General features: G+C 62.3%; 17 protein-coding genes. 11 read left to right on the top strand and 6 right to left on the bottom strand.

What is annotated here, in order from left to right; all coding sequences use genetic code 11:
• Positions 1-54: 54 nt before the first annotated feature.
• On the top strand, positions 55-2,541 hold the full coding sequence (locus M5C01_RS06290; protein WP_152737679.1) for a circularly permuted type 2 ATP-grasp protein: 2,487 nt from the start codon (positions 55-57) through the stop codon (positions 2,539-2,541).
• A complete protein-coding gene (locus M5C01_RS06285) occupies positions 2,541-3,452 on the top strand; it encodes a transglutaminase family protein (RefSeq protein ID WP_152737678.1) in 912 nt (303 codons plus the stop codon). Before M5C01_RS06290 ends, M5C01_RS06285 begins: the two co-directional genes overlap by 1 nt.
• Positions 3,453-3,620: 168 nt before the next feature.
• Here M5C01_RS06285 and M5C01_RS06280 read toward each other — a convergent pair whose 3' ends face one another.
• Complete coding sequence (locus tag M5C01_RS06280) at positions 3,621-3,797, bottom strand: hypothetical protein (protein WP_177098578.1); 177 nt, start codon at positions 3,795-3,797, stop codon at positions 3,621-3,623.
• Between the two features lie 419 nt (positions 3,798-4,216).
• Here M5C01_RS06280 and azu point away from each other — a divergent pair, with 419 nt between their 5' ends.
• Entirely contained in the window at positions 4,217-4,663 is a 447-nt protein-coding gene (gene azu / locus M5C01_RS06275) for an azurin (RefSeq protein WP_152737677.1), read from the top strand.
• 27 nt (positions 4,664-4,690) lie between these two features.
• Here azu and M5C01_RS06270 read toward each other — a convergent pair whose 3' ends face one another.
• The 4 genes from M5C01_RS06270 to M5C01_RS06255 form a co-directional block, all read right to left on the bottom strand.
• Positions 4,691-5,386, bottom strand: a complete 696-nt coding sequence (locus M5C01_RS06270) for a hypothetical protein (RefSeq protein WP_103495667.1) — start codon at positions 5,384-5,386, stop codon at positions 4,691-4,693.
• A 112-nt stretch (positions 5,387-5,498) separates the two neighbouring features.
• Positions 5,499-6,326, bottom strand: a complete 828-nt coding sequence (nadE, locus tag M5C01_RS06265) for an ammonia-dependent NAD(+) synthetase (protein ID WP_103495668.1) — start codon at positions 6,324-6,326, stop codon at positions 5,499-5,501.
• A gap of 59 nt (positions 6,327-6,385) precedes the next feature.
• Positions 6,386-7,585 carry a nicotinate phosphoribosyltransferase gene (gene pncB / locus M5C01_RS06260; protein WP_103495669.1) on the bottom strand — a complete coding sequence of 400 codons (1,200 nt, stop codon included), beginning with the start codon at positions 7,583-7,585 and terminating at the stop codon, positions 6,386-6,388.
• Positions 7,586-7,825: 240 nt separating this feature from the next.
• A complete protein-coding gene (locus M5C01_RS06255; protein ID WP_103495683.1) occupies positions 7,826-8,731 on the bottom strand; it encodes a LysR family transcriptional regulator in 906 nt (301 codons plus the stop codon).
• Between the two features lie 163 nt (positions 8,732-8,894).
• Here M5C01_RS06255 and M5C01_RS06250 point away from each other — a divergent pair, with 163 nt between their 5' ends.
• The 8 genes from M5C01_RS06250 to M5C01_RS06215 all read left to right on the top strand — a co-directional run bounded on the left by M5C01_RS06250 (position 8,895) and on the right by M5C01_RS06215 (position 18,677).
• A complete protein-coding gene (locus M5C01_RS06250; protein WP_152737676.1) occupies positions 8,895-10,385 on the top strand; it encodes an aldehyde dehydrogenase family protein in 1,491 nt (496 codons plus the stop codon).
• A 25-nt stretch (positions 10,386-10,410) separates the two neighbouring features.
• The gene (locus tag M5C01_RS06245; RefSeq protein ID WP_152737675.1) at positions 10,411-11,694 is read left to right on the top strand and encodes an FAD-binding oxidoreductase; all 1,284 of its coding nucleotides are present in this window, start codon (positions 10,411-10,413) and stop codon (positions 11,692-11,694) included.
• A gap of 363 nt (positions 11,695-12,057) precedes the next feature.
• A complete protein-coding gene (locus tag M5C01_RS06240; protein WP_152737674.1) occupies positions 12,058-13,191 on the top strand; it encodes a branched-chain amino acid ABC transporter substrate-binding protein in 1,134 nt (377 codons plus the stop codon).
• 170 nt (positions 13,192-13,361) lie between these two features.
• Positions 13,362-14,276 (top strand): branched-chain amino acid ABC transporter permease LivH, encoded by a 915-nt coding sequence (locus tag M5C01_RS06235; RefSeq protein WP_100939679.1) that lies wholly within the window; start codon positions 13,362-13,364, stop codon positions 14,274-14,276.
• Between the two features lie 3 nt (positions 14,277-14,279).
• Positions 14,280-15,578: a high-affinity branched-chain amino acid ABC transporter permease LivM gene (gene livM / locus M5C01_RS06230; protein ID WP_103495674.1), complete on the top strand. Its 1,299-nt coding sequence runs from the start codon at positions 14,280-14,282 to the stop codon at positions 15,576-15,578.
• A complete protein-coding gene (locus M5C01_RS06225) occupies positions 15,575-16,450 on the top strand; it encodes an ATP-binding cassette domain-containing protein (protein WP_152737673.1) in 876 nt (291 codons plus the stop codon). Before livM ends, M5C01_RS06225 begins: the two co-directional genes overlap by 4 nt.
• Positions 16,447-17,163, top strand: coding sequence for an ABC transporter ATP-binding protein (locus tag M5C01_RS06220; protein ID WP_100939676.1), 717 nt, complete (start codon positions 16,447-16,449; stop codon positions 17,161-17,163). The genes M5C01_RS06225 and M5C01_RS06220 overlap by 4 nt, the downstream gene beginning before the upstream one ends.
• 749 nt (positions 17,164-17,912) lie before the next feature.
• Positions 17,913-18,677 carry an SDR family oxidoreductase gene (locus M5C01_RS06215; protein WP_103495676.1) on the top strand — a complete coding sequence of 255 codons (765 nt, stop codon included), beginning with the start codon at positions 17,913-17,915 and terminating at the stop codon, positions 18,675-18,677.
• Positions 18,678-18,862: 185 nt separating this feature from the next.
• Here M5C01_RS06215 and M5C01_RS06210 read toward each other — a convergent pair whose 3' ends face one another.
• Entirely contained in the window at positions 18,863-19,996 is a 1,134-nt protein-coding gene (locus M5C01_RS06210; protein ID WP_152737672.1) for an AGE family epimerase/isomerase, read from the bottom strand.
• Between the last annotated feature and the right edge of the window lie 60 nt (positions 19,997-20,056).

Raw genomic sequence — 20,056 nt, 5'->3', positions numbered from 1 at the left:
TGCGCCATCTGTCTGCGTTAACCTTGATTGCCCTTGCCGTCTGCCGAGCTTTCCATGCCCGACCTGCTTGACCGCTACCCGCTGACACCGGGGACCTATCACGAACTGCTGGACGACGGCGGCGCCGTGCGTGCGCATTGGCGGCCGCTGATCGACCAGTTGCAACGCAGCACGCCTGTACAACTGGCGCAGCGCCAGGCCTTGTTGGCCCGGCAGATCCAGGAAAACGGCGTGACCTATAACGTCTATGCCGACCCCAAGGGCGCCGACCGGCCCTGGGAACTCGACCTGTTGCCGCATATCATCCCCGCTGACGAATGGCAGCGGGTGGCAGCGGGCATTGCCCAGCGTGCACGGCTGCTGAACGCGGTGCTGGCCGATCTCTATGGCCCGCAAACCCTGATTCGCGACGGCCTGCTGCCCGCCGAACTGGTCTTCGGCCACAACAATTTCCTCTGGCCCTGCCAGGGTATCCAGCCGCCGGCCGGGACCTTCCTGCACTTGTTCGCCGTGGACCTGGCGCGCACGCCCGACGGTCGCTGGTGGGTCACGGCGGATCGGACCCAGGCGCCCTCCGGGGCCGGTTATGCCCTGGAAAACCGCACCATCGTGTCGCGGGCCTTTCCCGATCTTTACCGCGACTTGCGGGTACATCACCTGGCCGGGTTCTTCCGCACCCTGCAGGAAACCCTGGTACGCCAGGCGCCGAGCGATGCCGAGGCGCCGCTGGTGGTGCTGCTGACCCCGGGACGTTTCAACGAAAGCTATTTCGAACACCTCTACCTGGCGCGCCAACTGGGCTATCCGCTGGTGGAAGGCGGCGACCTGACGGTGCGCGACGCCACGGTCTACCTCAAGACCCTGAGCGGCTTGCAGCGGGTGCACGCGATCATGCGCCGGCTCGACGACGACTTCTGCGATCCGCTGGAGCTGCGCACCGACTCGGCCCTCGGCGTGCCCGGCCTGCTGGAGGCGGTGCGCCAGGGCCGGGTGCTGGTGGCCAATGCCCTGGGCAGCGGCGTGCTGGAGTCCCCCGGTCTGCTGGGCTTCCTGCCGAAAATCAACCAGCACCTGTTCGGTGAAGAACTGATCCTGCCGTCCATTGCCACCTGGTGGTGCGGTGAGCCGCCGGTGCTGGCCCAGGCCCTGGAAAAACTGCCTGAGCTGTTGATCAAGCCGGCGTTCCCGTCCCAGAGTTTTGTCCCGGTGTTCGGCCGCGACCTCGATGACGAGCAGCGCCAGGCCCTGGCCGAGCGCATACGCGCACGGCCTTACGCCTATGTCGCCCAGGAGTTGGCGCAGTTGTCCCAGGCGCCGATCTGGCAAGCCGAGGAGGGCGCCTTGCAACCGAGGGCTATCGGCATGCGCGTGTACGCTGTTGCCAGCGCCGAGGGTTATCGGGTGTTGCCCGGTGGTCTGACGCGGGTGGCTGCCGACGCTGACGCCGAGGTGGTGTCGATGCAGCGCGGCGGTGCGAGCAAGGACACCTGGGTGCTCAGCGAACGCACGCCCAGCGGTGAGCAATGGCGCACCCAGCGTTCCCTCGGGGTCCGTGACCTGGTGCGACGCGATCCCTACCTGCCGTCGCGGGTGGTGGAAAACCTGTTCTGGTTCGGCCGCTACTGCGAGCGTTGTGATGACAGCGCGCGGTTGTTGCGGATCATGCTGGCGCGTTATGTCGACGGCGATGATCCCCAGGCCCTGCAGGCGGCGGTGGAGCTTGGCGAAAGCCTGATGCTGCTGCCGGACGAGGGCGAATTGCCCGAGCGCCTGCTGGCGGCCCTGCTCGGCGACGACTGGCCGTTCAGCCTGCGCTCCAACTTGCAGCGCTTGCAGTGGGCGGCATCCCAGGTGCGCGGCAAGCTGTCGCGGGAAAACTGGCAGGCGCTGGTGGAACTGCAACGCGAAGCCCTGAGCCTGGAAAGCGAAGATCCGAACTTTGGCGAGCTGCTGGATTTCCTCAACCGCCTGGTCATGTCCCTGGCGGCCTTGTCCGGTTTTGCCCTGGACGATATGACCCGCGACGAGGGCTGGCGTTTCCTGATGATCGGTCGGCGCATCGAGCGCCTGCAGTTTCTCAGCAGCAGCCTGGCGGCCTTCCTGCGCGGCATCGCGGTGTTCGATCAGGCCGGGCTGGAGTGGTTGCTGGAGCTGGGCAACAGCAGCATCACCTATCGCTCGCGCTATCTGGCGGTGCCGCAACTGATCCCGGTGCTCGACCTGTTGCTGCTGGATGAGCAGAACCCCCATGCGGTGCTGTTCCAGCTGAAACTGGTGAGCCGCACCTTGCGCCGTTTGAACGATGACTTCGGCGTCCCACGGGAGTTGGGGCTGAACCAGTTGGTCGAGCGCCTGGGGCGTTTCGATCTCGGCAACCTGGAAGGCGCCTTGTTCGGCGAGACCGGCGTGCGCGATGTGCTCGACGGCCTGGCCGAGCTGTTGCAGGAAGTCGCTGATGCCAGCGGCCAGGTCTCCGATCGCCTGGCCTTGCGGCATTTTGCCCATGTCGACGATGTCAGCCAGCAGACGGTGTCCGTGTGATGAGTGCCCTCTACCAGATTTTCCACGATACCCATTATCACTACGACAGCCCGGTGTCCCTGGCCCAGCAACTCGCCCACCTGTGGCCGCGGGCTTGTGACTGGCAAGTGTGCAGCGAGCAGATGTTGAAGATCAGCCCCGAGCCCACCAGCCGCCGGGATGAGCTCGATGTGTTCGGCAATCCCTTGACCCGGCTGGCGTTCGAGCGGCCCCATGACGAGTTGCTGGTCAATGCCTGGCTGAATGTCGAGGTGCTGGCGCGACCGGCGGTGGACTTCAATTTGTCCGCGGCTTGGGATGACACACGTAATGCCCTGACCTACAGCGGCCAGGTGCTGAACCCGGAGATTCTCGAGGCTTGCCGTTATCGTTTTGAATCGCCCTACGTGCATCTGAAGAAAAGCTTCGTCGAGTTTTCCGAGAGCTGTTTCCCGCCCGGGCGTCCTTTGCTGGTGGGTGTCCAGGCGTTGATGGAGAAGATTTTCAGCGAGTTCACCTTCGATGCCGAGGCGACCCAGGTCGCCACGCCGCTGGTGGAGGTGCTGGAGCGGCGGCGCGGGGTCTGCCAGGACTTCGCCCACCTGATGCTCGCCTGCCTGCGCTCGCGGGGCCTGGCGGCGCGTTATGTCAGCGGCTACCTGCTGACCCAGCCACCGCCCGGCCAGCCACGGCTGATCGGCGCCGATGCCTCCCATGCCTGGGTGTCGGTGTTCTGTCCGGTGTCGGGTTGGGTGGATTTCGATCCGACCAACAATGTGCAGCCGGCCCTGGAGCACATCACCCTGGCCTGGGGCCGGGATTTCTCCGATGTGTCGCCGTTGCGCGGGGTGATTCTGGGGGGCGGCAACCATGACCCGGAAGTCCAGGTGACGGTGATGCCGATGGGGGATGTGGGGCGGTCGGTCAGCTAAGCCGGATATGACTTCGAAAACGCTACGGAACCTGTGGGAGCAGAGCTTGCTCGCGAAGCTTTTGGCGGTTTTGAGGGCCTTTTCGCGGGCAAGCCCGACTCCTACAGGTTGGCGGCGAGCGCGGGTTTTGCGTACGCCCTGAATCTGTAGGAGCAGAGCCCGGTGCAATCAGGCGTTCGGGGTCGGATCCTGTGCCTCGGTTGCTTCGCCTTCCGCTTCGGGGTTCAACAAGGCCGCGGCCTCTTCTTCGGCGGTGGTTTTCTTGCGCTGCAGCTTTTCCTCTTTCTTCTGCTCTTTGGCCAGGTCGCGCTGACGTTTGGCAAAGGAGTAATTGGGTTTGGCCATGGGCGATCCTCTGGGGTCGAAGGTGAGGTTGAGCGGCGCGTATTCTGCCTGTGTTCGTGGCGCAGCACACGAAACAATGGTTTTTCGCGACAGGCTGACCCCAGAGTAAAGGCTGGCAGGCGACTCTCCAAGGATTAAACCTCGCGCGACGGCCTTTCAAAGGTACCGCTGGCCCCGCAGGCATAAGCGGCGAGCAAGCTTTGCAACAGGCTGTTAATTGACATGGTAGACGCTCCGTTGGCTGAGAACGTCCTAATGTTAGAGGGCGCCAGTTCGTCTGGCTGGTTGATTGTATCCATCGAAGCGATAGCTTAGGATTGTATACAATCTGTTGATACAGATCAGGAGAACTGAGCCATATTTTGGTTATTCTCCCCATTTGAGCCCTTGATTTTCATACCCTGCCTTGGAGATTCACCATGTTCGCCAAAGTTGTTGCGGTATCCCTGCTGGCCCTCGCCAGTGGCCAGTTGCTTGCCGCCGAATGCAAGGTCGATGTCGACTCCACCGATCAGATGTCCTACACCGTCAAGGAAATCAACATCGACAAGAGCTGCAAGACCTTTACCGTGAACCTGAGCCATTCCGGCAGCCTGCCGAAGAACGTCATGGGCCATAACTGGGTACTGAGCAAGGCCTCCGACATGGCCGCGATCGCGTCTGAAGGCATGGGCGCCGGGATCGACAAGAACTACCTGAAGGACGGCGACACCCGCGTCATCGCCCACACCAAGCTGATCGGTGCCGGTGAAAAGGACTCGGTCACCTTCGACGTGTCGAAACTGACCGCCGGTGAGGACTACGAGTTCTTCTGCTCGTTCCCGGGCCACAACTCGATCATGAAAGGCAAGCTCGCGGTCAAGTAACCGGTGCCGCAACCCTGGCTCCAGCGGTCAGGGTTGATCCTTCATCTTGAGATTCAGGCGAATACGCTTGCCTTGCAGGTCCTCCAGGCTCAGGGTTCCGCCGAGCCTGGAGGGTTTGCGATTGCCGCCGATCACCCGCCCCTGATCGTCCAGCGCGTGGCAGGTGAGGACCTGGCCCGGCCCGAAGAGGGCGTCGGGGTCGGTAATCTCCCAATCGCACAAGCCCTCATACTGTTTCTCTCCCGAACTCGGAAAGCCCGACACCCCAGGTCGCAGGTTGTCGCGCACGGCAATCGAGCCGCCATGGGTGATGCTGCGGTTCAGGTTGTCAGGTCCGTAGAACGCCTCGGTCTCGAAGTCCACTTCACTCAGATACAGTTTGCAGTCCGGCAATTCGTAGCCCAGGGGCACCTTGAAGTCGGAGCTGCGGGGCGTGTCGGCGAGGGCGGTATTGAAATGCAGCACCGGCGGTTGATAGGGGCAGCCGGTCTGGTTGGCTTGCGGGATGTAGTGCGCGTTGGCGCGCAAGGCGATTTGCGCCGGCATCTGGGCGATCAGCAGAAAATGCGCGGCGCTGGGCTGGCCGGCGGCCTGCTTGTCCGGCGTACTGGCGGCGGTGGCGACCCAGCAGACCACCCCGAGCGCGCCGAGCAGCGGAAAAAACCACGGGTGCCGGAACACGGGTTGCGCGTGCAACTTGGGGTATTTGCGATTGAGCAACATCGGGTGGGGCCCTGCCAACAACAAGATGCGGCGAAGACTGCCCAGTGACCGATGTTGCCTCAAGTGCTAGGCGGAAAAATAGACGATTCCTACGACATTCCCGCCGAATAAATCACGGCGCAAATGGCATCTCACGCTTGTGATGGGTTTTTTCGTACGTCCGACAAATGATGTCGAAGGCTTCCTGGCGCACCGGCTCGCCGTGCAGGAAGGCGTCGATCTCGGCATAGGTCACGCCGTGGGAGGCTTCGTCGGGCTTGCCCGGTGCCAGGTCCTCGAGGTCGGCGGTGGGGATTTTCTCCACCAGGAACTCCGGCGCGCCGAAGTGCCGGGCGATGGCTCGGACCTGGTTTTTCACCAGGCCGCTCAACGGCGCCAGGTCGCAGGCGCCGTCACCGAACTTGGTGAAGAAACCCATCACCGCTTCCGCCGCGTGGTCGGTGCCGATCACCAGGCCATGGGCGGCGCCGGCGATGGTGTACTGCGCGACCATGCGCATGCGCGCCTTGGTATTGCCAAGGACGAAGTCCCGCGACACGGCGGCCTTGCCTTCGAAGGCGGCGACTTCGCCGGCCAGGGATTTGACCGCCGGGCCGATATTCACCGTGTGGCGTTCGTCGGGGGCGATAAAGTCCACCGAGGCCTGGGCTTCATGTTCGTCGAACTGGGTTTCGTACGGCAGGCGCACCGCAATGAAGCGGTAATCCAGGTTGCCGGTACGTTCGCGCAGTTCACGCATGGCGCGTTGGGCCAGCAGGCCGGCGGTCAATGAGTCGACACCGCCGCTGATACCCAGCACCAGGGTCTTGAGCCCGGAGTTCAGCAGGCAATCCTGGATAAAGGTGACCCGTCGCGCGACTTCGGCTTCGAGGGCGGCCTGGTCAGCGAACGGTGGCTGGACCTTGAGCTGTTCAGCAATCTGGCGCTGTACGGCTTGCATGATTCACTCCTTGCGGGATGGGGTCTGGAACAGGTTGATCGGTACCACTGGACGAGTTTCTAGCCGGGGACCTGGAACACATGGCGCAGGTAGGCCACGAAATTCGGGTCCTTGCACTGGGCCTTGCCCGGCTCGTCGGAGATCTTCGCCACGGGTTGGCCATTGCAGGCAGTCATTTTAAGCACGATGCTCATCGGTTCCACCCCTTCGATGTCGCAGGTGAGGTTGGTGCCGATGCCGAAGCTGACATTGATCCGACCGCGTAGCGCGCGAAATATCCCCAGGGCCTTGGGCAGACTGAGGCTGTCGGAAAACACCAGGGTCTTGCTCATCGGGTCGATACCCAACTGGTGATAACGATTGATGCATTTTTCGGCCCAGATCACCGGGTCGCCGGAATCATGGCGCAAACCGTCGAAGAGCTTGGCGAAGTACAGGTCGAAGTCCGTGAGGAAGGCATCGGTGGTGATGCAGTCGGTCAGGGCGATGCCGAGCAGGCCGCGGTACTCGCGGACCCAGCAGTCGAGCGCGGCGATCTGGCTGTCGATCAGCCGTGGACCGAGTTGCTGGTGGGCCATGATCCACTCGTGGGCCATGGTGCCCAGGGGCTTCATGTCGAATTCGCGCGCCAGGTGCACGTTGCTGGTGCCGACGAAGCGCCCGGGGAAGTCGTGCTTGAGCACGCTGACCACTTCTTCCTGGACCCGGTAGGAGAAGCGCCGGCGGGTGCCGAAGTCGGCGACCTGCAGTTCCGCCAGTTCATCGGGGGAGGCATTGGCGTTCAGCCAGTCGAACTTGCGGTACAGCTGTTCGCGGGCCTGGCTCAGCAGGGTTTCCTGGTAGCGGTAGCGGTTGCGCACTTCGCTGACGATGGCCAGCAGCGGCACTTCGAACAGGATCACATGCAGCCACGGGCCGCGCAGGCGGATAAACAGCTCGCCGTTCTCGATCCCGGTGTGGATATAGCGCAGGTTGAAGCGGAACAGGCCGAGGAAGCGCAGGAAGTCCGGCTTGAGGAAGCTGATGCGTTCCAGGAAACCCAGCTGGTCGGCACTCAGGCTCAGTTCGGCGAGGCGTTCGACCTGGTAGCGGATTTCCGCCAGGTACGGGCGCAGGTCTTCACTGTTGCGGCAGCGGAAATCCCATTCGACTTCGACGTTGGGGTAGTTGTGCAGCACCGCCTGCATCATGGTCAGCTTGTAGAAGTCGGTGTCCAGCAGGTTCTGCACAATGCGATCGCCAAAGGCCTTATCGCTCATAACGGGTATCTCCATGCCGGTCGCGCGTTACAGCGGCGTCCTGGCAGTTCTTGAATGAAGACCGCTAGTGGCGCATATCCGTTGGCGGTTTTACCAGCGATTTTTGTTGCGGGTGCCGGCCTCTTCGCGGGCAAGCTCCGCTCCCACAGGTTCCCGGTCGTGCGCAGAACTCAGGTACGACTCGAGACTGTGGGAGCGGAGCTTGCCCGCGAAGAGGCCCGAGAGGGCAGCGCAATACCCTCAAGGTTGCACGGGACTGTCGATCTGCTCCAGCATCCAACTGACAAAATCCCGCACCTTCGGCACCTCCGCCGAATGCTCCGGGTAGGCCAGGTAATAGGCGTCGTGGTTGGGCATCGCATGGGGCCAGGCGAGCACCAGCTTGCCCTCCATCAGTTCCTCCTCCACCAGGAACCTGGGCAGCAAGGCTACGCCGCAGCCGACCTGGGCCGCCCGGATACACATATAGAAGGTCTCGAAACGCGGCCCGTGGTAACTGTGTTCGGTGTGATACCCCTGGCTGTCGAACCAGTCGTGCCAGGCCTGGGGCCGCGAGGCGTTCTGCAGCAGGACCAGCTCGCTCAACTGCGTCGGATCGCTGAAGGGCTTCTCCGGCAGGCAGCCCGGCGCGCACACCGCCACCAGTTCTTCACCGAACAGCTTCACGCACTCGGTGCCCGGCCGCGAACCCTGGCCGAAATAGAACGCCAGGTCGCTGCGGCCCTGCAGCAGGTCGTCGGCTTCCTGTTCGTTGCACAGGTCCAGGTGGATATGCGGGTGACGCAGGCGCCAGCCCTTGAGCCGCGGCACCAGCCAGCGGGCGCCGAAGGTCGAGGGCGTGGATACCCGCAGGACTTCGGTTTCACCGCCGTAGGAACGCAGGTAGTGGGTCGACATCTCCACCTGTGTCAGGATTTTTCGGACTTCCACCAGGTACAGATCCCCGGCCGGCGTCAGTTGCAGGCGTCGCCGTACCCGGCGAAACAGCAGGTGCTGCAACAGTTCTTCCAGCTGCGCGACCTGTTTGCTCACGGCACTCTGGGTCAGGTTCAGCTCTTCTGCCGCGCGGGTGAAGCTCAGGTGGCGGGTGACGGCTTCGAAACATTGCAGGGCCGTGATCGAAGGCAGGTATCTTTTATTCAGCATGGACGGGCCTTTTTCTTCTGTCTTGCGCTGCATGAATAAATGGAATGATATCTCGCCTAATCGTCGTTTGTTGGCAAAGCTGAAGGCCGCTACAACTGAAGGTCTGAATCGTCGTGTTGTTTTCGACTAAAGCTTTCCGTTTTCGCCTACAGGAGTGACCCCCATGGTTGCCGCATTGCTTGATCGTCTTGGTGTGGACCCGGCGCTGTATCAACAGGGCAAACAGCCCGTGCATTCGCCCATCGACGGCAGCCGCATCGCCGGCGTGAACTGGGAGGGCGCGGCTGAGGTCGAGCAGCAGGTCAGCCGTGCCGAGCACGCCTTCGATGCCTGGCGCAAGGTTCCGGCACCGCGCCGTGGCGAGCTGGTGCGCCAGTTCGGTGAAGTGCTGCGCGAATTCAAGGCCGACCTTGGTGAGCTGGTTTCCTGGGAAGCCGGCAAGATCACCCAGGAAGGCCTGGGTGAAGTGCAGGAAATGATCGATATCTGCGACTTCGCCGTGGGCCTGTCGCGCCAGCTGTACGGCTTGACCATCGCCTCCGAGCGTCCGGGCCACCATATGCGTGAGTCCTGGCATCCCCTGGGTGTGGTCGGCGTGATCAGCGCCTTCAACTTCCCGGTCGCGGTCTGGGCCTGGAACACCACCCTGGCACTGGTGTGCGGCAACTCGGTGATCTGGAAACCTTCGGAAAAGACCCCGCTGACCGCGCTGGCCTGCCAGGCCCTGTTCGAGCGTGTACTGAAGAACTTCAGCGATGCGCCCGAGTACCTGAGCCAGGTGATCATCGGTGGTCGCGACGCCGGTGCCGCCCTGGTCGATGACCCGCGTGTGGCGCTGATCAGCGCTACCGGCAGCACCCGCATGGGCCGTGAAGTGGCGCCGAAAGTGGCCGCGCGCTTTGCCCGCAGTATTCTCGAACTGGGCGGTAACAACGCCATGATCCTCGGCCCAAGCGCCGACCTGGACATGGCCGTACGGGCGATTCTGTTCAGCGCCGTCGGCACCGCCGGCCAGCGCTGCACCAGCTTGCGGCGTCTGATTGCCCATGAATCGGTCAAGGCGGAAATCGTCACCCGTTTGAAAGCGGCCTATTCCAAGGTCCGTATCGGTCATCCGCTGGAAGGCAACCTGGTCGGCCCGCTGATCGACAAGCAAAGCTTCGAGAACATGCAGGACGCCCTGGAGCAGGCCCTGAGCGAAGGCGGCCGGGTGTTCGGCGGCGAGCGCCAGTTGCAGGACAAATTCCCGAATGCCTATTACGTGTCGCCGGCCATCGTCGAGATGCCGGAGCAGAGCGAAGTGGTCTGCCACGAAACCTTTGCCCCGATTCTCTACGTGATCGGTTACAGCGACTTCGCCGAAGCCCTGCGTTTGAACAATGCGGTGCCACAAGGCCTGTCTTCGTGCATCTTCACCACCGATGTGCGCGAGGCTGAGCAGTTCATGTCGGCGGTGGGCAGCGACTGCGGCATTGCCAACGTCAACATCGGCCCGAGCGGTGCGGAGATCGGCGGCGCCTTTGGCGGCGAGAAGGAAACCGGTGGTGGTCGCGAGTCGGGTTCGGACGCCTGGCGCGGTTACATGCGCCGCCAGACCAATACCGTGAACTACTCGCTGGAATTGCCGCTGGCCCAGGGCATCACCTTCGACTGACGGGTTTCATTTTCGGAGTCTGGCAATGCCGTTACGTGAAGAATGTCTATGGGAAACACTGACGCCGCAGCGGCCTGAAGCACCGTCCTTCAAGGGCGAGTTGAAGGTCGATGTCTGCGTGATCGGCGCCGGTATCACCGGGCTCTCGGCCGCGATTCACCTGCGTGAACAAGGCAAGAGCGTCTGCGTGCTGGAGGCCCATCGTACCGGCCACGGCGGTTCCGGACGCAATGTGGGGCTGGTCAATGCCGGGATGTGGATTCCCCCGGACGAGATCGAGGCCGGTTTCGGCGAAGCGGTGGGCAGCCAGCTCAACCGCATGTTGGGGGCGGCGCCGGCCCTGGTCTTCAGCCTGGTGGACAAGCATGGCATCGATTGCCAGCTGCGCCGCGAAGGCACCTTGCACATGGCCCACAACGCCAAGGGCGAGGCTGATCTGCGCAGCCGTGAAGCGCAGTGGAAACGTCGTGGCGCACCGGTGGAGTTGCTGACCGGCAAGGATTGCGAAATCGCCACCGGCACCCAAAAAATCGGCGCCGCCTTGCTCGACCGGCGCGCCGGCACCCTCAATCCCATGGCCTATACCTCGGGCCTGGCCAAGGCCGCCTCGCGGCTGGGGGCGCAGTTGTTCGACCATTCCCCGGTCACCCGCCTGGAACGCCAGGGCCAGCGCTGGTCGGTGCAGACCGCCGAGGGCGCGGTCAGCGCCGAGCAGGTGGTGATGGCCTCCAATGCCTACACCGAAGGCGAATGGACCGAACTGCGGCGCAACTTCTTTCCGGGCTACTACTACCAGGTCGCTTCCAGCCCATTGACCGAAGAAGCCGCTCGGCAGATTCTGCCGGGCGGGCAGGGCTCCTGGGATACCCGCCAGGTGCTCAGCAGCATTCGCCGCGATGCCGACGGTCGCCTGTTGCTGGGCAGCCTGGGCAACGGCAACCAGAAACCGGCGTGGTTCCTGCGGGCCTGGGCCGACCGCGTGCAACAGCACTATTTCCCCTACCTGAAAAAGGTCGACTGGGAATGCACCTGGACCGGTTGTATCGCCTTTACCCCCGACCATCTGATGCGCCTGTTCGAACCGGCGCCCGGTTTAGTGGCAGTCACCGGCTACAACGGGCGTGGGGTGACCACGGGGACGGTGGTCGGCAAGGCGTTCGCCGATTACCTGTGTAACGGAAATCCTCAGGCCCTGCCGATTCCCTTCGCGCCCATGCGGCCGATACCGGCGGTGGGCCTTCGCAGTGGTCTCTACGAGGCTGGCTTTTCGCTGTATCACGCGGGCCAGTGCCTGCGGATTGTCATTTGAAACAACAAAAAATGCCGAATCGGACGGCGCTTTTGTTCGAGACGGCTAGCCTGTAATGGTGCGCGATGTAGCAGTCGCGCACCGCGAGTGTGCACTTCGGTGACGCACGTTGTTACAGGGTGGTTGCACGCCCTTCGGCGCCATGGTTGCAATAGTGGCACCGCTGGGTTGCACCTTTTTTCTTGAAAGGTTCCACCTTCCGCGGTTTAGACGGTTGCACGCCCAGTTAAAAAGGGCCCGAAACAGTCCATAAAACAATAAGACAGCGACTTTTTGCAGAACAAAAAACCTATGGCACGCCCCTTGCTCTGAGCATTCATTGAAGTCGCAGTGCCAACTAAAAAAACCTTGGAGCACCACCTCATGTCCCAGACGTTTTACAAGAAAGGCTTTGTAGCCCTCGCAGTGGCTGCTGCGTTGGGTGTTTCTGCGTTTGCTCAGGCTGACGTCAAGATCGGCGTGGCGGGTCCGATGACCGGTGCCAACGCTTCTTTCGGCGAGCAGTACATGAAAGGTGCGCAAGCGGCGGCGGATGCGATCAACGCGGCCGGTGGCGTCAACGGCGAAAAAATCGTCCTGATCAAGGGCGATGATGCCTGTGAGCCAAAACAGGCGGTAACGGTCGCCAAGGACCTGAGCAACCAGAAAGTCGCCGGCGTCGTCGGGCACTTCTGTTCCTCTTCCACCATCCCGGCTTCGGAGATCTACGACGAAGCGGGCATCATCGCGATCACCCCGGGCTCTACCAACCCTCAGGTGACCGAGCGCGGTCTGGGTGCGATGTTCCGTATGTGTGGTCGTGACGACCAGCAGGGCATCGTGGCCGGCAACTACATCGTCGACGTGCTCAAGGGCAAGAAAGTCGCGGTCATCCACGACAAGGACACCTATGGCCAAGGCCTGGCGGATGCCACCAAGGCCCAGTTGATCAAGCGCGGTGTGACTCCGGTGATCTACGAAGGCCTGACCCGTGGCGAGAAGGACTTCAGCGCCCTGGTGACCAAGATCCGTGCCGCTGGTGCCGACGTGGTCTACTTCGGCGGCCTGCACCCGGAAGCCGGTCCGCTGGTCAAGCAACTGCGCACTGAAGGCTTGAAAGACGTCAAGTTCATGTCTGACGACGGTATCGTCACCGACGAACTGGTGACCACTGCCGGTGGTCCGCAATACGTCGACGGTGTACTCATGACCTTCGGCGCCGACCCACGTCTGCTGCCGGACAGCAAGGCGGTCGTTGACCAGTTCCGCAAGTCGGGCTACGAGCCGGAAGGTTACACCCTCTATGCCTACGCCTCGGTACAGACCCTGGCCGCGGCTTTCAACGGCGCCAAGTCCAACAAGGGCGAAGAGGCGGCCAAGTGGCTGAAAGCACACCCGGTCAAGACCGTGATGGGCGAGAAGACCTGGGACGCCAAGGGCGACCTGAAAATCTCCGACTACGTGGTTTACCAGTGGGACGCGAGCGGCAAATACCATCAGCTGGAAAAACAGAAGTGACATGAAGGCCTGACCCGGCTGGCGCCCCGTGCGCCAGCCAGTCGCCACGCGTGTCCGTGCAGTACCTGTCTTTTCTCGTAGAGCTGCACATGGCTGTGCTGCGACGGTGGTTGAACCCCAGCCGTCGCGGTGCACTTCTGTGCAGTCTCTCAAATGCGTGAGATTGCGTTATGGATGGTATTTTCCTGCAGCAACTGGTCAATGGCCTGACCCTCGGGTCGGTCTATGGCCTGATCGCCATCGGCTACACAATGGTCTATGGCATCATCGGCATGATCAACTTCGCCCACGGCGAGGTTTACATGATTTCCGCTTACCTCGCGGCAATCAGTCTGGCTCTGCTGGCTTACTTCGGTATTGAATCCTTCCCGCTCCTGATGCTCGGCACGCTGGTCTTCACCATCATCGTCACCGGGGTGTATGGCTGGGTCATCGAGCGTATCGCCTACAAACCCCTGCGCAACTCCACCCGACTGGCACCGCTGATCAGCGCCATCGGGATTTCGCTGATCCTGCAGAACTACGCGCAGATCGCCCAGGGCGCCAAGCAACAGGGCGTACCGACGTTGCTCACCGGCGCCTGGCGCGTCGATGTCGGCACCGGCTTTGTCCAGCTCACCTACACCAAGGTCTTTATCCTGGTGGCCGCGTTCCTCGGCATGGGCCTTTTGACCTATGTCATCAAGTACACCAAGTTGGGCCGCATGTGTCGCGCGACCCAGCAAGACCGCAAGATGGCTTCGATTCTCGGGATCAACACCGACCGGGTGATTTCCTATGTGTTCATCATCGGCGCGGCCATGGCGGCCCTCGCGGGTGTGCTGATCACCATGAACTACGGCACTTTCGACTTCTACGCCGGCTTCGTGATCGGCATCAAGGCGTTTACCGCCGCGGTGCTCGGCGGCATCGGCTCGCTACCGGGCGCCATGCTCGGCGGGATCATCCTCGGCATCTCCGAATCGCTGTTCTCCGGCCTGGTCAACTCGGATTACAAGGACGTCTTCAGCTTCTCGCTGCTGGTCCTGGTACTGGTCTTTCGGCCGCAAGGCCTGTTGGGCCGTCCTCTTGTGTCGAAGGTGTAAGCAATGTCCTCAACCACTCAAAAATCGCTCGATATCAAGAAAAGCCTGGTTGACGCCATTCTCGCCGGCCTGGTCGCACTGATTGTCTTCGGCCCCATCGTCGGGGTCGTCCTGGAGGGCTACAGCTTCAACCTGCAACCGACCCGCGTCGCCTGGCTGGTGGCGATTGTGATGCTCGGCCGTTTTGCCCTCAGCCTGTTCCTGCAGACACCCAAGGGCCTGCGGATTCTCGAAGGCTTCGAGAGCACCGGTTCCGGTGTGCATGTGCTGGCGCCGGACTACAAGTCGCGCCTGCGCTGGATCATCCCGATCATGATCGCCATTGCGGTGATCTTTCCGGTGTTCGCCAACTCCTATCTGCTGGGGGTGGTGATCCTCGGCCTGATCTACGTCCTGCTCGGTCTTGGCCTTAATATCGTGGTGGGCCTCGCCGGCTTGCTCGACCTGGGCTACGTGGCGTTCTATGCCATCGGTGCCTATGGCCTGGCGCTGGGTTATCAATACCTCGGGCTGGGGTTCTGGACCGTCCTGCCGCTGGCCGCCATCACCGCCGCGCTGGCGGGGTGCATCCTCGGCTTCCCGGTCCTGCGCCTGCACGGTGACTACCTGGCCATCGTGACCCTGGGTTTCGGCGAGATCATCCGCCTGATCCTCAACAACTGGCTGTCGCTGACCGGCGGTCCGAACGGGATGCCGGCGCCGCTGCCGACCTTCTTCGGCCTGGAGTTCGGCAAGCGCGCGAAGGAGGGCGGGATTCCCTTCCATGAGTTCTTCGGCATCGCCTACAACCCGGACGTGAAGTTCTATTTCATCTACACCGTGCTGTTCCTGGTGGTACTGGCCGTGCTCTACATCAAGCATCGCCTGACCCGCATGCCGGTGGGCCGCGCCTGGGAAGCCTTGCGTGAAGACGAGATCGCCTGCCGCGCCATGGGCTTGAACCACGTGCTGGTGAAACTCTCGGCGTTCACCCTGGGGGCTTCCACCGCCGGTCTGGCGGGGGTGTTCTTCGCCACCTACCAGGGTTTCGTCAACCCGACTTCCTTCACCTTCTTCGAGTCCGCGCTGATCCTAGCCATCGTGGTGTTGGGCGGCATGGGGTCGACCATCGGTGTGGTGATCGCGGCGTTTGTACTGACCGTGGCGCCGGAGCTGCTGCGTAGTTTCGCCGAGTACCGTGTATTGCTGTTCGGCGTATTGATGGTGTTGATGATGATCTGGCGGCCACGTGGCCTGATCCGCATCAGCCGCACCGGGGTGACCCCACGCAAGGGCGTCCTGGTGGGAGGGACTGGCCAATGAGTAATGACATCGTTCTGAAAGTCGAAAAGCTGATGATGCACTTCGGGGGGATCAAGGCCCTCAGCGACGTCAGCCTGCAAGTCAAACGCAACTCGATCTTCGCCCTGATCGGCCCCAACGGCGCGGGCAAGACCACGGTGTTCAACTGCCTGACCGGCTTCTACAAGGCCACTGGCGGCAAGATCGAACTGAATGTGCGCGACAAGCGCACCAACGTGATCCAGCTGCTGGGTGAATCCTTTCGCCTGGGGGATTTCGCTTCGCCGAAAACCTTCTTCAGCCGGCTCTACTACAAGATGTTCGGCGGCACCCACCTGGTGAACCGCGCGGGCCTGGCCCGGACCTTCCAGAACATTCGCCTGTTCAAGGAAATGTCGGTGCTGGAGAACCTGCTGGTGGCCCAGCACATGTGGGTCAATCGCAATATGCTCTCCGGCATCCTCAATACCAAGGGCTACCGCAAGGCTGAAAGCGACGCCCTGGACACCGCGTTCTACTGGCTGGAAGTGGTCGACCTGGTGGACTGTGCCAACCGCCTGGCCGGCGAGTTGTCCTACGGCCAGCAACGCCGCCTGGAAATTGCCCGGGCCATGTGCACGCGGCCGCGGATCATTTGCCTCGACGAACCGGCGGCGGGCCTCAACCCCCAGGAAACCGAAGCGCTGAGCTCGATGATCCGGCTGCTGCGCGACGAGCACGACCTGACCGTGGTGCTGATCGAACACGACATGGGCATGGTCATGAGTATTTCCGACCACATCGTGGTACTGGACCACGGCAACGTGATTGCCGAGGGAGGGCCGGAAGCCATCCGCAACGATCCGAAAGTGATTGCCGCCTACCTGGGCGCCGATGAAGAGGAACTGGTATGAGTCAACCTATCCTCGAACTGAAGAACCTGGAAGTGTTCTACGGGCCGATCCAGGCCCTGAAGAAGGTCTCGTTGCACATCAACGAAGGCGAAACCGTGAGCCTGATCGGCTCCAACGGCGCGGGCAAGTCGACGCTGCTGATGTCGATCTTCGGCCAGCCGCGAGCCGCCGCCGGGGAGATCATCTACCGGGGCGTCGACATTACCCACAAGTCGTCCCACTACATCGCCTCCAACGGTATCGCCCAGTCGCCGGAAGGCCGCCGGGTGTTCCCGGACATGACCGTGGAAGAGAACCTGCAGATGGGCACCATCCCCATTGGCGACAAGTTCGTCGACGAGGACATGCAGCGCATGTTCGAGTTGTTTCCACGGCTCAAGGAGCGGCGTAACCAGCGGGCCATGACCATGTCCGGCGGCGAGCAGCAGATGCTGGCGATTGCCCGGGCGCTGATGAGCCGGCCCAAGCTGCTATTGCTGGACGAGCCGAGCCTGGGCCTGGCGCCGATCGTGGTGAAGCAGATCTTCGCCACCCTGCGCGAGCTGGCGGCCTCGGGCATGACCATCTTCCTGGTGGAGCAGAACGCCAACCACGCCCTGCGCTTGTCGGACCGGGCCTATGTGATGGTCAACGGCGAGATTCGCCTCAGTGGCACCGGCAAGGAGCTGCTGGTCAACGAGGAAGTGCGCAACGCCTACCTGGGCGGACATTAGAGTCCTACAGGTTTGTGCGACCCTGAAACGCCCCGTGATCTTCGGATCCGGGGCGTTTTTTTGTCTGTCCACAGCCTGGATCCGAAATTGTGGAAAACAATCTGCGCAACCTGCCAAAGTGCGACATGAAACCGCTGCAAATGATTGTTTTGTCATCAATTTGACTTGTCCCCGTTTGCTGTGGAGGTGGCTGTGGGTAACGTGGGAGTAGCTGGCTGAGAGCCTTTGAAACCGTGGCTTGCAGCGCGTTGGTTGTTTTTTGATCGGTGGTGTTTTGCAAAGCGCCGGGGCGTTTTGTCAACAGGTATATTGTCACGCCTTGCGCCCGACAAGCCGCCTGCACAGCCTGTGGATAACTCTGTGGGCAAACTCTGGAAACATGCCCCCGGGTGGCGTAATTACTGGCCTGGAGCCACTGGCGTGAAATCGTCCCCAGGGGATTTTTCGCCGGTGGCTACACAACGGCTGTTCCGGGGTCAAGGGAAAAACTTTTGAAATACCGCTGGAGGCCTTGTGTACAGCGGATTGGCGGGTTTTCGAGTTGCCCCCGGATACTGTGGACGGGGCTGTGGATAAGGTGCGTACAGCAGGCGCCAGGCCCCGATTTGCCTGGCTTTGCTGCGATTGATCATTTTTTGTACAGTTGTGTTGTTTTCAAGATTCCATTTCGCCGCTGGCCGACGTTGAGGCATGCTGCGCAACGACCGTATTCATATCTGGCGGCCCGCGGGCCGAGCAAGGAGAACTCCATGACATCCACGTTGTTTATCACGGGCGCGACTTCCGGTTTTGGCGAGGCCTGTGCCCGTCGTTTTGCCGAGGCCGGCTGGAAGCTGGTGCTCACCGGCCGTCGTGAGGAGCGCTTGAATGCCTTGTGCGCCGAGCTGTCGAAACAGACCGAAGTGCATGGCCTGGTGCTGGATGTGCGCGACCGCAAGGCCATGGAAGAAGCCATTGCCAACCTGCCGCCGAGCTTCGCCAAACTGCGCGGTCTGATCAATAACGCGGGCCTGGCCCTGGGGGTCGATCCGGCGCCCAAGTGCGACCTGGACGACTGGGACACCATGGTCGATACCAACATCAAGGGCTTGATGTACAGCACCCGTCTGCTGCTGCCGCACCTGATCGCCTATGGCCGTGGGGCGGGGATCATCAACCTGGGGTCGATTGCCGGCAACTACCCGTACCCGGGCAGCCATGTCTATGGCGCGAGCAAGGCGTTCGTCAAACAGTTCTCCCTGAACCTGCGCTGCGATTTGCAGGGCACGGGTGTGCGGGTGACCAATATCGAGCCGGGGCTGTGCGAGAGCGAGTTCTCGCTGGTGCGTTTTGCCGGTGACCAGGCGCGCTACGACGCGACCTATGCCGGTGCCGAGCCGATCCAGCCGCAGGACATCGCCGATACGATCTTCTGGGTGCTCAACACCCCGGCCCACGTCAATATCAACAGCCTCGAGCTGATGCCGGTGAGCCAGACCTGGAGCGGGTTTGCCATCGAGCGCAACAAGGGCTGAGAACGTTCGCTTATTGTGGCGAGCGGGTTTGGCCTGATGCCTTGTAGCCAAGGCCAGACATGTCCCCTGTGGGAGCAGAGCTTGCTCGCGAAGAGGCCCTTGAGGCCGCTAAAAGCTTCGCGGCGGTGCGGCGATCCGACAAGCACCGCTCCCGCAATGTCTTCAAGTGCCTGCTTGTGCTTGGCTCAGCCGAAATACTCGGCCAGGCCACTCAGGCAGGTCGCCAGGTGATAAGGGGTGGTCGACGGCATATCCTTCCGGCTGACCTCGCCCTTGGCGTCCAGGCACTCGTGCCAGCCGCCCGGGTGCAGGAAGTGCTGCTGCAAGGCCGCCAGCTGGTGCTGTAGGCGCGCCGAGTTATCCACACGCAACGTCAGCGCCCGCAGGTATTCGGCCTGGGCCCAGATCCGTTGGGTGCCGTCGCGCAGGCTGCCGTCGATGCCCAGCATGCCGCTGACCGCGCCGCTTTGCGGATCGACCCCCGATTGCTCGGCAAAGGCGAACGCCCGCTCCAGCGAGCCATGCAGCGCAGTGCCGCGCAGCAAGGGCGATGATTCCAGCAGGAACAGCCATTCGAACTGATGGCCCGGTTCGAACCAGTTATCCACAGCCCCCAGCGGTTTCTCCAGCATCACGCCGTGGTGGCGGTCGATAAAGCGTTGCTGCATGCCGGCGGCCAGGGCCAGCAGTGCGCCCTGGGTGGGGGCGTCTTCACGCACCGACAGGGTTGCCAGAAAAGCTTCGGCCAGGTGCATCAACGGGTTCTGCAACGGCCCGCTGCCCAGGGGCGACCAGTCACGCTCCAAACTCGCTTCATACAGGCCGTCGCCATTGGCGAAACGCACGGCGATCACTTCCAGGGCGGCGTTGAGCACCGACTCCACCAGCGGCTCGCGGACCTTGGCCCAGTAATGGGCGCAGGCGAAGAGAATGAAGGCGTGGGTGTAGAGATCCTTGCGGGTGTCCAGCGGCTTGCCGTGGGGGTCGACGCTGTAGAACCAGCCGCCGTACTCGGCATCGTGGAAATGCCGTTGCAACGAACGGAACAGCGCGCTGGCGCGTTCGCTGGCGGCGGGGAAAGCGGCGTCGCCGATCAGGCTGGAAAACAGATACAACTGACGGGCGCAGGCCATGGCGCGATAGCGTTGCGCGGGCAACGGCCGATGGTCGGCGTCCAGCGCCTCGTAGGGCAGCGCCATCTCGGCGTTCCAGCCGGGGCCTTGCCACAGCGGCACGATGACCTGGCGGAAGTGGTCTTGCACGGTGTTGAACAGTGCACTCAATTCAGGCGTGGAGGCGGAGCTGGAAACATCGGGCATCGGCTGGCGTCGTCAGGGCAAGGGCGGTTGCGCGACATGTTAACAGGCGGTAGCGGACGA

Origin of the sequence: Pseudomonas sp. MWU12-2319 (assembly GCF_023242525.1) — a bacterium.
Classification (GTDB): Bacteria; Pseudomonadota; Gammaproteobacteria; order Pseudomonadales; family Pseudomonadaceae; genus Aquipseudomonas; species Aquipseudomonas gingeri_D.
Note: the sequence above shows the minus strand (reverse complement) of the source record. Positions and strands in the feature narration are given on the sequence as shown.

Bases quoted from the DNA above. Each gene is read 5' to 3' on its own strand.
- livM (WP_103495674.1), top strand. From the start codon at position 14,280: ATGTCCTCAACCACTCAAAAATCGCTCGATATCAAGAAAAGCCTGGTT.
- M5C01_RS06215 (WP_103495676.1), top strand. From the start codon at position 17,913: ATGACATCCACGTTGTTTATCACGGGCGCGACTTCCGGTTTTGGCGAG.
- M5C01_RS06225 (WP_152737673.1), top strand. From the start codon at position 15,575: ATGAGTAATGACATCGTTCTGAAAGTCGAAAAGCTGATGATGCACTTC.
- M5C01_RS06290 (WP_152737679.1), top strand. From the start codon at position 55: ATGCCCGACCTGCTTGACCGCTACCCGCTGACACCGGGGACCTATCAC.
- M5C01_RS06280 (WP_177098578.1), bottom strand. From the start codon at position 3,797: ATGGCCAAACCCAATTACTCCTTTGCCAAACGTCAGCGCGACCTGGCC.
- M5C01_RS06250 (WP_152737676.1), top strand. From the start codon at position 8,895: ATGGTTGCCGCATTGCTTGATCGTCTTGGTGTGGACCCGGCGCTGTAT.
- M5C01_RS06240 (WP_152737674.1), top strand. From the start codon at position 12,058: ATGTCCCAGACGTTTTACAAGAAAGGCTTTGTAGCCCTCGCAGTGGCT.
- nadE (WP_103495668.1), bottom strand. From the start codon at position 6,326: ATGCAAGCCGTACAGCGCCAGATTGCTGAACAGCTCAAGGTCCAGCCA.
- M5C01_RS06220 (WP_100939676.1), top strand. From the start codon at position 16,447: ATGAGTCAACCTATCCTCGAACTGAAGAACCTGGAAGTGTTCTACGGG.
- M5C01_RS06245 (WP_152737675.1), top strand. From the start codon at position 10,411: ATGCCGTTACGTGAAGAATGTCTATGGGAAACACTGACGCCGCAGCGG.
- M5C01_RS06235 (WP_100939679.1), top strand. From the start codon at position 13,362: ATGGATGGTATTTTCCTGCAGCAACTGGTCAATGGCCTGACCCTCGGG.
- M5C01_RS06270 (WP_103495667.1), bottom strand. From the start codon at position 5,386: ATGTTGCTCAATCGCAAATACCCCAAGTTGCACGCGCAACCCGTGTTC.
- M5C01_RS06210 (WP_152737672.1), bottom strand. From the start codon at position 19,996: ATGCCCGATGTTTCCAGCTCCGCCTCCACGCCTGAATTGAGTGCACTG.
- pncB (WP_103495669.1), bottom strand. From the start codon at position 7,585: ATGAGCGATAAGGCCTTTGGCGATCGCATTGTGCAGAACCTGCTGGAC.
- M5C01_RS06285 (WP_152737678.1), top strand. From the start codon at position 2,541: ATGAGTGCCCTCTACCAGATTTTCCACGATACCCATTATCACTACGAC.
- M5C01_RS06255 (WP_103495683.1), bottom strand. From the start codon at position 8,731: ATGCTGAATAAAAGATACCTGCCTTCGATCACGGCCCTGCAATGTTTC.
- azu (WP_152737677.1), top strand. From the start codon at position 4,217: ATGTTCGCCAAAGTTGTTGCGGTATCCCTGCTGGCCCTCGCCAGTGGC.